Genomic DNA, 11,369 nt, shown 5'->3' with positions numbered 1-11,369 from the left:
AATAACACTTTACAGATGCAAACAGGAATGATTATTATTCAGTTGCACTTCGACGGGGCTCTACCGAAGAAGAGCACGACATTGCTCACATTGCTTCCAGTTGCCCGCTTCGGCGGGCCCTTTTTTTACCCGCCTGAATGCATTACAGCATGCTCCGGCACGTTGTCAGCTTCTGTACGTATATAAAAGCCCGCTAATGTTGTCCGTCGCGCGCCTGAATACCGTGTTTTTTCATGATGGCACGGAGTTGATGATAGGTGACGCCCAGTAAGCTGGCCGCGCGGCGCTGATTATACTTTGCCTGTTGCAGGCTGATTTCCACCACGTCACGTTCCTGCTGGTTCTGCCACTGGCGCAGATCAAGCGGAAGTGAAGGCAGGGCGGTTGGCGACTCGGTAGCAGGCAAGGGGGCGGCCCTGTCTGCGGCTTCACTGCGGCGGGCAAACGGGTTAATGATGATTTCATCCAGCGCGGTATCGCTGGTGTTATGGCGATAGACGGATCGTTCGACCACGTTTTTCAGCTCGCGCACGTTGCCCGGCCAGTGATGCTCAAGCAAGGTTTGCTGTGCGCGGGGCGTAAAGCCGGGAAACAACGGCAGTTTGAGCTCCCGACACATCTGTATGGCAAAATGGTCAGCCATGACCAGAATGTCGCTGCGGCGCTCCCGAAGCGGCGGCAACTGCACCACATCAAAGGCCAGGCGATCCAGCAGATCGGCCCGAAACTTACCGGCTTCGGCCAGCGCGGGTAAATCTTCATTGGTGGCGCAGATCAGACGCACATTAACCTGAAAAACATGGTTTCCGCCCACGCGTTCCAGTTGGCCGTATTCAATTACCCGCAACAGTTTTTCCTGAACCAGCATGGGGGCTGTCGCCAGTTCATCAAGAAACAAGGTGCCACCATCCGCGCGCTCAAAGCGGCCCAGATGACGTTTTTGCGCACCGGTAAAGGCACCTGCCTCATGGCCAAAAAGCTCAGAATCAAGCAGATTCTCGTTCAGCGCCGCACAGTTAAGAGAGACAAAAGGGCCCTGCCAGCGGTCAGAAAGGTAGTGCAGACGGCTGGCAATCAGCTCTTTACCTGTCCCGCGTTCGCCCACCACCAGCACAGGCTTCTCCAGCGGCGCGAGCTTTGACACCTGCTCCAGCACTTCCAGAAAGTTATTTGATTCGCCCAGCAAATTGTCGTTGTTCACAGACATGATGAATTTCGCCACTGATTAATCAATTTAACTATATTAGGTCAGGCAAAAAAAACTGCCAGCTTATTATCGTAATTAAAATCAATAAGATAAAAATTGGCACGCATCTTGAATTAGTCCTCGCCAACAAGCTAAAACTATGACCATCAAGAGGAGCATCATTATGGGTATTTTTTCTCGTTTCGCTGACATCGTTAATGCCAACATCAATTCACTGCTGGAACGCGCAGAGGATCCGCAGAAACTGGTGCGCCTGATGATTCAGGAGATGGAAGATACGCTGGTCGAGGTGCGTTCGACGTCAGCCCGCGCGCTGGCCGAAAAGAAACAGCTGTCACGCCGTATCGAGCAGGCTGAGCTGCAGCAGGCTGAATGGCAGGAAAAAGCAGAACTGGCGATTCGCAAAGATAAAGAAGATCTGGCCCGTTCTGCGCTTATCGAAAAACAGAAGCTGACCGATCTGATCGCCTCGCTCAAACGCGAAGTCGAACAGGTTGACGAAACGCTGACGCGCATGAAAGGTGAGATTGCTGAGCTGGAGAAAAAACTGAGCGAAACCCGCGCGCGCCAGCAGGCGTTGACGCTGCGCCATCAGGCCGCCTCGTCATCCCGTGATGTCCGCCGTCAGCTGGACAGTGGTAAAATTGATGAAGCCATGGCGCGTTTCGAATCGTTTGAACGCCGAATCGATCATATGGAAGCGGAAGCGGAGAGCCACGGTTTTGGTAAACCTAAAACCCTGGATCAGCAGTTTACTGAGCTGAAAGCCGATGACGAAATCAGTCAGCAACTGAATGCGCTGAAAGCCAAAATGAACCGCAGCGAATAAACCGCCGCTGACAGTAGGAAAGGATTAAGGAGAGTCAATGAGCGCACTATTTTTGGCGATACCTCTTACAATATTTGTGCTGTTCGTGGCCCCCGTCTGGCTGTGGTTACACTACAGTAACAAGCGCAGCGGCGGAGCGGAGCTGTCACAGAGTCAGATGCAGCGTCTGCAACAGGTGACCCGGGATGCTCAGCGCATGCGCGAACGCATTGATGCGTTAGAAGCGATCCTGGATGCAGAACATCCTAACTGGAGGCAGCCATGATAAGAGGCCGTAAATTATGGCGTAAGCCTGACGAAGGAAAGCTGATGGGCGTCTGTGCCGGGCTGGCTGAGTATCTGGATGTGCCGGTGCGGCTGCTGCGTATCATTGTGGTGTTATCGCTGTTCTTTGGGCTGTTTGTGTTTACCGTGATTGCCTACTTTGCGCTGGGTTTTGTGCTGGACGTAAAACCTGCTGGCGTCGACAACGGTGAAGCTCAGCCCACAGCCAGCGAACTGCTTGACCAACTGGAAACCGCACTGCAACAGGATGAGCGTAATGTTCGCGATATAGAACGTTACGTCACCTCTGAAACGTTTAGTGTGCGCAGTCGTTTCCGTCAGATTTAATTATCGTCTGCTACGGGCCAGACCGGCCCGTCTGCTGATGACCGGGAGGTATTCATGACCGTTTCGCGCGCAGCAACGTTTCGCCATCGTGCCACACCTGCATTGAAGTCAGCCGCCAGATTCATCATTATCAATGCTGTTACTTACGGGCCTGCCGGCGTGACCGGCTGGGCCGTCAAATCGGTCGCGCGCCGTCCACTGCGCATTTTGCTTGGCCTGGCGCTTGAGCCGCTATTGAAACGCGTGATGAACCGGGTAGCGTCGCGCTTCATCAGGGAAAACGATGAAAAGACTGCAAACTGAACTGATAGCATTAATGAATCGCGGCGTCGACCGCCACCTTCGCCTGGCGGTCACCGGTCTCAGCCGCAGTGGTAAAACAGCTTTTATCACCTCGCTGGTCAACCAACTTCTTTCTGTCCACAGCGGCGCTCGTTTGCCGCTGTTTTCCGTTGTGCGTGATGAACGCCTGTTAGGGGTGAAACGCGTGCCGCAACGTGACATGGGCACGGCCCGTTTCACCTATGACGAAGGGCTGGCGCAGCTTTACGGTTCACCGCCTGCCTGGCCCACGCCCACGCGTGGCGTCAGCGAAATGCGCCTGGCGTTACGTTACCGTCCGCATGACTCGCTGCTGCGTCATCTGAAAGAGACCGCCACGCTCTATCTTGAAATCGTTGATTACCCCGGCGAATGGTTGCTTGATCTGCCGATGCTGGCACAGGATTACCTGACCTGGTCACGCCAGATGAACGGCTTGTTGCAGGGCGATCGCGCCCTGTGGGCGCAACCCTGGCGCGACCTGTGTCAGCGCCTCGATCCGCTGGCACCGGCTGACGAGAACCGTTTAGCCGACATTGCCGAGGCCTGGACTGACTACCTGCATCGCTGCAAAGCCGAAGGATTACACTTTATCCAGCCAGGCCGCTTCGTGCTGCCCGGCGATATGGCGGGCGCGCCCGCACTCCAGTTTTTTCCGTGTCCTACTGCTGACGATGCCCAGGCGGCGAAACTGGCGCAGGCGGACAAAGGCAGCAATTTCGCCATGCTGCAACAGCGGTTTCATTACTACTGCCAGCATGTAGTTAAAGGATTCTATAAAAACCATTTCGTACGCTTTGACCGCCAGATTGTGCTGGTGGACTGCCTGCAACCGCTCAACAGCGGCCCGCAGGCCTTTAACGATATGCGGTTAGCCCTTACGCAGCTTATGCAGAGTTTTCACTACGGTCAGCGCACGCTGTTTCGCCGTCTCTTTTCGCCGGTGATCGATAAGCTGCTGTTCGCCGCCACCAAAGCCGATCACATTACCCACGACCAGCACGGCAATATGGTGTCCCTGTTACAGCAACTGGTGCAGGATGCCTGGCAAAATGCCGCATTTGAAGGTATCAGCATGGACTGTACTGGTCTGGCTTCGGTACAGGCGACCCAGAGTGGACAGGTTGATCATCAGGGTGAAAAAATCCCCGCGTTGCGCGGGCACCGCTTAGCGGATGGCGAGGCACTGACGGTCTATCCGGGTGAAGTTCCCCCGCGCCTGCCGGGGGCGGCGTTCTGGCAACAACAGGGTTTTCAGTTTGAGCAGTTTCGCCCACAGCAACTGGATATCGATCGTCCTCTGCCGCATATCCGCATGGATGCGGCACTGGAGTTTTTACTGGGAGATAAATTGCGATGAGCGATCCGTTAAAGCCGCGTATTGATTTTGCAACGCCGCTGAACGACAAGCCGAATGACGTGTTGCGTCCGGCGCAAACCTTCGACGCGGAAGCCCGGAACGCGTTTTTAGCCGTTGCAGAAAGCGAGACGGCGGTGGAAGAGGAAAGCGCAGGGGAGCGCGCCGTCGAAGCGGCCCTGAAACCCAAACGCAGTTTGTGGCGCAACATGGTCGGTGCCGGGCTGGGCCTGTTTGGGATCAGCATCGTGGCGCAGGGCGTGCAGTGGATCAACAACGCCTGGCTGGCGCATGACTGGTTTGCGCTGGGCAGCGGGATGGCCGGGGGACTGATCGTGGCCGCGGGTGTCGGCGCGTTAACCGGCGAGTGGCGACGACTGTATCAGCTGCGTCAGCGTGCAGAAGAGCGCGATCTGGGTCGGGAACTGCTTAACAGCCACAGCGTGGGTAAAGGGCGGGATTTCTGCGAAAAACTGGCTCGCCAGGCCGAACTCGATCAGGCGCATCCTGCGTTACAACGCTGGCATGCTTCGCTCCATGAAACCCATAATGACGGTGAAACCGTGCGGTTGTATGCCCAACTGGTGCAGCCGGTGCTCGATCGCCAGGCCCGGCGGGAAATCAGTCGTCATGCCGCAGAATCCGCCCTGATGATTGCGGTGAGTCCGCTGGCGCTGGTCGATATGGCCTTTATTGCCTGGCGCAATATCAGGCTGGTCAACCGTATTGCCGCTATTTACGGTATTGAACTGGGCTACTTTAGCCGACTGCGCCTGTTCCGGTTGGTGCTGCTGAATATGGCATTTGCCGGCGCGTCTGAGCTGGTGCGTGAAGTGGGCATGGACTGGATGTCGCAGGATATCGCGGCGCGCCTGTCCGCCCGTGCCGCGCAGGGCATTGGCGCAGGCCTGCTGACCGCACGTCTTGGCATTAAAGCTATGGAGCTGTGTCGGCCGTTACCCTGGCTGGAAAACGACAAACCCCGCCTGGGCGACTACCGTCGTGAATTGATAGGCCAGATAAAAGAAGCGCTGCAGAAGGGCGGAGAGAAACGCCAGTAACGGTTGTGCACTGAAACGTGAGTGCAGATGCTGTGCCTTCTGTGCTTTATCTCCTGACAACGTTGAGCGAATGTCACTGTCAGGGCTCTCCCGCCATCGCCACAGCCTGCCGTTTAAAAAAAACGCGCTTGCATCAAGGCTGTCAACTTTTCCTGACAGCCCCCTTTCTGCGGCGTAGGGGTTTAGCGTATTATCGCCGGATAATAAACGGATAAGGCCCACGCAATGCGTTTAGAAGTGTTTTGTCAGGACCGAATCGGCCTGGCGCGCGAATTACTGGATCTTTTGGTGGCGCGCGGAATCGATCTTCGCGGCATCGAAGTGGCCTCATCAGGCCGCATCTATCTTAATTTCTCCACGCTTGAGTTTGAGCAGTTTAGTAACCTGATGGCAGAAATCCGTCGCACGCCGGGCGTAACGGATGTTCGCACGGTGCCCTATATGCCTTCAGAGCGTGAGCATCGGGTACTGAGCGCCTTGCTGGTTGCCATGCCCGAGCCGGTTTTTTCTGTTGATCTCAGAAGCAAGGTAGAACTGGCCAACCCGGCCGCGCAAAACCTGTTTAATCTGGATGAGAACAAGATCCGCAATGTGAATGCCGACCACCTGATCAACGGTTTTAATTTTGGCCGCTGGCTGGAAAGCGAACGTGTCCAGGCGCAGGCGCAGCATGTGGTCATTGAAGGGCGCGATTTTCTGATGGAAGCCCATCCCATCTATCTGTCTGCCGACAGCGAACAGCAGGATCAGCTGGTAGGTGCGATGGTAATGCTGAAGTCCACCGCGAGGATGGGGCGCCAGTTACAAAACCTGGTGGTGACGGACGAAACGGAGTTCGATCATATCGTCGCCGTGACGCCCAAAATGCGTCAGGTGGTGGAGCAGGCACGTAAACTGGCAATGCATGATGCGCCATTACTGATTATTGGTGATACCGGCACCGGTAAAGATATGCTGGCCCGTGCCTGCCATTTACGCAGTGCGCGTGGAAAAATGCCGTTTCTGGCACTTAACTGCGCTTCACTTCCCGATGATGTGGCGGAAAGTGAGCTGTTTGGTCACGCGGCGGGCGCGTATCCCAATGCGCTGGAAGGCAAAAAGGGCTTTTTCGAGCAGGCCAATGGCGGCTCGGTGCTGCTGGATGAAATTGGCGAAATGTCGCCCACGATGCAGACCAAGCTGCTGCGCTTCCTGAATGACGGCACCTTCCGTCGCGTCGGGGAAGAGCATGAAGTGCATGTCAACGTGCGCGTCATTTGCGCCACGCAGAAGAATTTATTCGAACTGGTGCAGCGTGGCGAGTTCCGGGAAGACTTGTTCTATCGCCTTAACGTCCTGACGCTTAACCTGCCGCCGCTGCGCGAGCGTGTGCAGGACATCATGCCGCTGACGGAAATGTTTGTGGCGCGTTTTGCCGATGAACAGGGGATTCCCCGACCACGCCTTTCTTCGCAGCTCAACGCGTTTCTGGTGCGTTACAACTGGCCGGGCAATGTGCGTCAGTTGAAAAACGCGCTGTATCGGGCGCTGACCCAGCTCGAAGGCCACGAATTGCGCCCTCAGGACATCGTACTGCCGGAACAGGCGCTTGATGTGTCGCTGGGAGAAGAGGCGATGGAAGGGACGCTGGATCAGATTACCCGTCGCTTTGAACGTTCCATCCTCACGCGTTTGTATCTTTCTTATCCCAGTACGCGAAAACTGGCAAAACGGCTTGGCGTTTCGCACACGGCGATTGCCAATAAGTTGCGGGAATACGGGTTAGGGCAGAAACGCGGGGACAGCGACGGCGAATAACAACACAGCGGATAAGCGGGCGCTTATCCGCTGTGTCCCGTCTTATTTCAGTGCGGCAAGCGCGGCATCATAATCCGGCTCGGTGGTGATCTCATTCACCAGCTGGCTGTACAGCACGTTGTCATGCTCATCCAGCACGATGACGGCACGCGCGGTCAGGCCCTGCAGGGCACCGTCAGCAATTTCCACCCCGTAATCCTGTTTGAACTCGCCACCGCGCAGCGTGGACAGCGTGACCACGTTATTCAGGTTATCTGCGCCGCAAAAGCGCGACTGAGCAAACGGCAGATCGGCTGAAATGCATAACACCACGGTATTATTCAGTTCGCCCGCCAGTTGGTTAAATTTACGTACCGAAGACGCACACACGCCAGTATCGACGCTGGGAAAAATATTCAGAATCTTGCGTTTTCCTGCATACTCAGAGAGTGAGACATTCGCGAGGTTTTTGGCCACCAGCGTAAAAGGTTTAGCGCTATCGCCGGGCTGCGGAAACTGGCCAGCAACCGCTACCGGGTTGCCCTGAAAGTGAACAGTCTGAGACATACGAATTCCTTCTAATGATGTTATCTGACAAAAAAATAGGGCATCAGTACAGATATAGCCTTTGTTTATGACATAAATTTTAAGGGTTTACGAGTGTAATTGTTGCCTGAATTTAAATGACAGTGATGAATCGCTGACAACAAGGAGCGCTAATGAGGACGGTAAAATGTTATCCCGAAGCCTGGCCGTTGCATATGCCGTTTGTCATCGCGCGCGGCAGCCGCACTGAAGCCAAAGTCGTGGTGGTGGAAATTGAAGAAAACGGAGTAAAAGGCACGGGAGAAGCCACGCCTTATACGCGCTATGGCGAAAGCGAAGCGCTGGTGCTGGAGCACATCGCGACGGTGATGCCCCAGCTTCAGCAGGGCCTGACCCGCGAGGCACTGCAAACGCTGTTGCCCGCAGGGGCCGCCCGAAATGCCATTGACTGCGCGCTGTGGGATCTGGCCGCCCGGCAGCAGCACCGCACGCTGGAACAGGTCGTCGGCATTGCACCGATCGCGTCAGTGGTCACCGCACAAACGGTCAGCATTGATACACCAGAGGCGATGGCCAGCAGTGCCCAGGCACTGTGGCAGCATGGCGCAACGCTGCTCAAAATTAAAATGGACAACAACTTTATCACCGAGCGCCTGATGGCGATCCGTGCGGCGGTGCCCGACGCCACGTTAATCGTGGATGCGAATGAGTCATGGCACGCCGAAGGGCTGGCGGCACGCTGCCAGCTGCTAGCCGATCTGGAAATCGCTATGCTGGAACAGCCGTTACCGGCTGGAGAAGACGAGGCGCTGGCAAATTTTATTCACCCTTTACCCATCTGTGCCGATGAAAGTTGCCACACGCGGGAAAGCCTGCCCGCGCTGCATGGGCGCTACGACATGGTGAATATCAAGCTTGATAAAGCCGGTGGGCTGACGGAAGCGCTGGCGCTGGCACAGGCTGCGCGCGATCAGGGCTTTACGCTGATGTTGGGCTGCATGATCTGTACGTCCCGGGCGATTCGCGCCGCCTTGCCGCTGGTACCTATGGTGCGCTTTGCCGATTTGGATGGTGCCACCTGGCTGGCTGTCGATGTCGAGCCCGCCCTGAAGGTACAGAAAGGGGCATTAATCACGGCTGCCAGCGCAGCAGATTAACCATCACCTCCAGCCACGTTTCCGTCGCCTCATCTACCGCAATGACGGGCATCTCTGCGGTCACGCACGGCAGACTCAGGTCGTGACACCAACTGCCAAAGGAGCCGGGCGTGGCATAGCCCACGCTGCTGACGCGCGGCAAACCCGTCTGCGCGGCCAGCCAGGCACCGACCTCGGCGTGATGCGGATCGTCGATACAGGCCAGCGGCTCATGCCAGGAAACCACCCAGGCCGGTTTTAGCTGATGAATCAGGCTGCATAACGCCTGGGTTTCCGGCTCTGAGGCGGGATGTGCCCCTGTCGAAAGCGTCACATCCCGCGCGTCTGCCGCGCTGTTCCAGCTGTACACCGTTTCACCTGACTGCCAGTTAGCCGCCGGGAAGTTACGGTTCAGGTCAACGCCATTAGCATTCGCCCGCAGCCCCAGCTGGCAGCCGTCGGGATTGACCGCCAGAACAACGTGATGACGGCGCAGGCCGTCAGGCAGGGTGCGCAGCGCCGCAGAAAGGGCCGCAATCGCGGCGTTTTCATCACCGTGCGTGCCAGCCAGAATCAGTCCACTGTTGCTGTCAGTCTGATTAGCGGGAAACCAGAGCAGCGGGGCACCCAGAACGGAACGCCCGTATTGCTGCCAGGAAATAGCCAGTTTTCCGCGCTGTGAGCGGGGATGCATTGACGGCATAGTGACATTCTCCAGAGGGTTTCCTTAAAAGTAGCGGAAAAGCAGCCGGGGGAAAATAGCTATTTATCAATCAGCAATTTGCGATAAAGTGGCCAGTAACAGGCTGACTCAGTGAGACGCTGATGCAGCACTTCTTTATCGTAAAGGGGTGAACATGATTATTCGCTTTTCTCCAACGCTAACCGCCCTGAGTCTGCTTAGCGCCACCTTACCCGTTTTTGCCGCAGAGGTGCCCGCAGGCGCGCAGCTCGCCGCAAAACAAGAGATTGTCCGTCACATCAAAGATGAGCCTGCGTCACTTGACCCGGCTAAAGCCGTGGGACTGCCCGAAATCCAGGTGATGCGCGATCTCTACGAAGGGCTCACCAGCCAGGATGCTCACGGGAAAATTGTGCCGGGCGTGGCACAAAGCTGGAGCAGCAGTGATAACAAAGTCTGGATTTTCACCCTGCGCAATAATGCACGCTGGTCTGATGGCGAGCCCGTCACTGCACAGGATTTTGTCTACAGCTGGCAGCGCGTAGTGGATCCTAAAACCAGTTCGTCTCAGGCCTCTTTTGTCGCGCTCAGTGGTTTAAGTGAGGCGGACGCTATCACTAAAGGGACGACAACACCGGACAAACTGGGCGTCACCGCGCTGGATAAACACCGCCTGAAAGTGACGCTCTCGCGCCCGGTGCCCTGGTTTCCGGCCATGGTGTCTAATGTGGCTTTCTATCCCGTCCCGCAACGCGTGATTGAGAAAGAGGGCGATCAGTGGACACAGCCCGGCAAGCTGGTCGGAAACGGCGCTTACCAACTTGACAGCCGAGTGGTTAACGAAAAAATCGTACTGGTGCGTAATCCCCGCTACTGGGATAACGCGCACGCCGTGTTAACTAAAGTGACCTTTTTGCCCATCAACGAAGAATCCAGCGCCACCAAGCGCTACCGCGCGGGCGATGTGGACATTACCGAATCGTTTCCTAAAAACATGTATGCCCTGCTGAAAAAGACGCTGCCGGGGCAGGTTTATACGCCGGATCAACTCGGAACCTACTATTACGCGTTTAATACGCAGCAGGGCCCTACGGCCGATGCGCGCGTACGCAAAGCGCTGTCATGGAGTATCGATCGCCAGGTTATCGCGGACAAAGTCTTGGGCACGGGTGAAAAACCGGCCTGGCACTTTACACCAGATGTGACAGCCGGATTTAAACCGCTGCCTGCCTTGCAGCAACAGCATAATCAACAAGAGATGGACGCGCAGGCCAGAGCGTTGCTGGCGGCGGCAGGATACGGGCCGGCGAAACCCCTGAAGCTGACGCTGCTGTATAATACTTCTGAAAGCCACCAGAAGATTGCCATTGCGGTTGCATCCATGTGGAAGAAGAATCTTGGCGTGGACGTGAAGCTGGAAAATCAGGAGTGGAAAACCTATATCGACAGCCGTAACTCTGGACGCTTTGACGTCATCCGCGCCTCCTGGGTGGGGGACTACAATGAGCCGTCGACCTTTTTAACTCTGCTGACATCCGGCAACAGCAGTAATATCCCGCGCTTCAAAAATGCCGAATATGATGCCGTGATCGCCAAGGCGAGCATGGAAACCAGTGACCAGGCCCGCAATGCAGATTACAACCGGGCCGAACAAATCATTGCGGAACAGGCCCCCATCGCGCCCATTTACCAGTACACCAATGGTCGCCTGATCAAGCCGTGGGTGAAAGGCTATCCGATCACCAACCCGGAAGACGTCGCCTACAGCCGTGAACTGTGGATTGAGAAACACTGATCTAAAGCGGTCTGCCACGGGCCGCCTTCTGACATCTTTGTACACAG

The 11,369-nt window shown here is 56.1% G+C and carries 12 protein-coding genes; 9 read left to right on the top strand and 3 right to left on the bottom strand.

The window, feature by feature from the left end; genetic code table 11:
* Positions 1–193: 193 nt before the first annotated feature.
* Positions 194–1,207 (bottom strand): phage shock protein operon transcriptional activator, encoded by a 1,014-nt coding sequence (gene pspF / locus G5574_RS02555; RefSeq protein WP_033741793.1) that lies wholly within the window; start codon positions 1,205–1,207, stop codon positions 194–196.
* A gap of 163 nt (positions 1,208–1,370) precedes the next feature.
* On the opposite strand from pspF, the gene pspA reads away from it, so the two are divergent.
* From pspA to tyrR, 7 genes are all read left to right on the top strand, one after another.
* On the top strand, positions 1,371–2,036 hold the full coding sequence (gene pspA / locus G5574_RS02550) for a phage shock protein PspA (RefSeq protein WP_006119300.1): 666 nt from the start codon (positions 1,371–1,373) through the stop codon (positions 2,034–2,036).
* A gap of 37 nt (positions 2,037–2,073) precedes the next feature.
* Entirely contained in the window at positions 2,074–2,301 is a 228-nt protein-coding gene (gene pspB / locus G5574_RS02545; RefSeq protein ID WP_006119299.1) for an envelope stress response membrane protein PspB, read from the top strand.
* Positions 2,298–2,648, top strand: coding sequence for an envelope stress response membrane protein PspC (pspC, locus tag G5574_RS02540; protein ID WP_039340218.1), 351 nt, complete (start codon positions 2,298–2,300; stop codon positions 2,646–2,648). Before pspB ends, pspC begins: the two co-directional genes overlap by 4 nt.
* Before the next feature lie 54 nt (positions 2,649–2,702).
* Entirely contained in the window at positions 2,703–2,951 is a 249-nt protein-coding gene (gene pspD / locus G5574_RS02535) for a phage shock protein PspD (protein ID WP_006119296.1), read from the top strand.
* Positions 2,932–4,329, top strand: coding sequence for a YcjX family GTP-binding protein (locus tag G5574_RS02530; RefSeq protein ID WP_164481991.1), 1,398 nt, complete (start codon positions 2,932–2,934; stop codon positions 4,327–4,329). The genes pspD and G5574_RS02530 overlap by 20 nt, the downstream gene beginning before the upstream one ends.
* The gene (locus tag G5574_RS02525; RefSeq protein ID WP_164481990.1) at positions 4,326–5,387 is read left to right on the top strand and encodes a YcjF family protein; all 1,062 of its coding nucleotides are present in this window, start codon (positions 4,326–4,328) and stop codon (positions 5,385–5,387) included. Before G5574_RS02530 ends, G5574_RS02525 begins: the two co-directional genes overlap by 4 nt.
* 225 nt (positions 5,388–5,612) lie before the next feature.
* On the top strand, positions 5,613–7,184 hold the full coding sequence (gene tyrR / locus G5574_RS02520; protein ID WP_058701845.1) for a transcriptional regulator TyrR: 1,572 nt from the start codon (positions 5,613–5,615) through the stop codon (positions 7,182–7,184).
* Between the two features lie 42 nt (positions 7,185–7,226).
* Here tyrR and tpx read toward each other — a convergent pair whose 3' ends face one another.
* Complete coding sequence (tpx, locus tag G5574_RS02515; RefSeq protein ID WP_006119290.1) at positions 7,227–7,730, bottom strand: thiol peroxidase; 504 nt, start codon at positions 7,728–7,730, stop codon at positions 7,227–7,229.
* 152 nt (positions 7,731–7,882) lie between these two features.
* On the opposite strand from tpx, the gene ycjG reads away from it, so the two are divergent.
* Positions 7,883–8,866: an L-Ala-D/L-Glu epimerase gene (gene ycjG, locus G5574_RS02510; RefSeq protein ID WP_164481989.1), complete on the top strand. Its 984-nt coding sequence runs from the start codon at positions 7,883–7,885 to the stop codon at positions 8,864–8,866.
* Here ycjG and mpaA read toward each other — a convergent pair.
* The gene (gene mpaA / locus G5574_RS02505) at positions 8,841–9,548 is read right to left on the bottom strand and encodes a murein tripeptide amidase MpaA (RefSeq protein WP_164481988.1); all 708 of its coding nucleotides are present in this window, start codon (positions 9,546–9,548) and stop codon (positions 8,841–8,843) included. The two genes, ycjG and mpaA, sit on opposite strands and share 26 nt — an antisense overlap.
* Positions 9,549–9,702: 154 nt before the next feature.
* Here mpaA and G5574_RS02500 point away from each other — a divergent pair, with 154 nt between their 5' ends.
* Positions 9,703–11,322, top strand: coding sequence for a peptide ABC transporter substrate-binding protein (locus tag G5574_RS02500; RefSeq protein WP_164481987.1), 1,620 nt, complete (start codon positions 9,703–9,705; stop codon positions 11,320–11,322).
* Positions 11,323–11,369: the final 47 nt, after the last annotated feature.

This window comes from Pantoea stewartii, from assembly GCF_011044475.1.
In the GTDB taxonomy this organism is placed as follows: Bacteria; Pseudomonadota; Gammaproteobacteria; order Enterobacterales; family Enterobacteriaceae; genus Pantoea; species Pantoea stewartii.
The sequence above is the reverse complement of the archived record's forward strand: the minus strand, read 5'-3'. Positions and strand labels throughout refer to the sequence as shown.

Bases quoted from the DNA above. Each gene is read 5' to 3' on its own strand.
- pspF (WP_033741793.1), bottom strand. From the start codon at position 1,207: ATGTCTGTGAACAACGACAATTTGCTGGGCGAATCAAATAACTTTCTG.
- pspA (WP_006119300.1), top strand. From the start codon at position 1,371: ATGGGTATTTTTTCTCGTTTCGCTGACATCGTTAATGCCAACATCAAT.
- pspB (WP_006119299.1), top strand. From the start codon at position 2,074: ATGAGCGCACTATTTTTGGCGATACCTCTTACAATATTTGTGCTGTTC.
- pspC (WP_039340218.1), top strand. From the start codon at position 2,298: ATGATAAGAGGCCGTAAATTATGGCGTAAGCCTGACGAAGGAAAGCTG.
- pspD (WP_006119296.1), top strand. From the start codon at position 2,703: ATGACCGTTTCGCGCGCAGCAACGTTTCGCCATCGTGCCACACCTGCA.
- G5574_RS02530 (WP_164481991.1), top strand. From the start codon at position 2,932: ATGAAAAGACTGCAAACTGAACTGATAGCATTAATGAATCGCGGCGTC.
- G5574_RS02525 (WP_164481990.1), top strand. From the start codon at position 4,326: ATGAGCGATCCGTTAAAGCCGCGTATTGATTTTGCAACGCCGCTGAAC.
- tyrR (WP_058701845.1), top strand. From the start codon at position 5,613: ATGCGTTTAGAAGTGTTTTGTCAGGACCGAATCGGCCTGGCGCGCGAA.
- tpx (WP_006119290.1), bottom strand. From the start codon at position 7,730: ATGTCTCAGACTGTTCACTTTCAGGGCAACCCGGTAGCGGTTGCTGGC.
- ycjG (WP_164481989.1), top strand. From the start codon at position 7,883: ATGAGGACGGTAAAATGTTATCCCGAAGCCTGGCCGTTGCATATGCCG.
- mpaA (WP_164481988.1), bottom strand. From the start codon at position 9,548: ATGCCGTCAATGCATCCCCGCTCACAGCGCGGAAAACTGGCTATTTCC.
- G5574_RS02500 (WP_164481987.1), top strand. From the start codon at position 9,703: ATGATTATTCGCTTTTCTCCAACGCTAACCGCCCTGAGTCTGCTTAGC.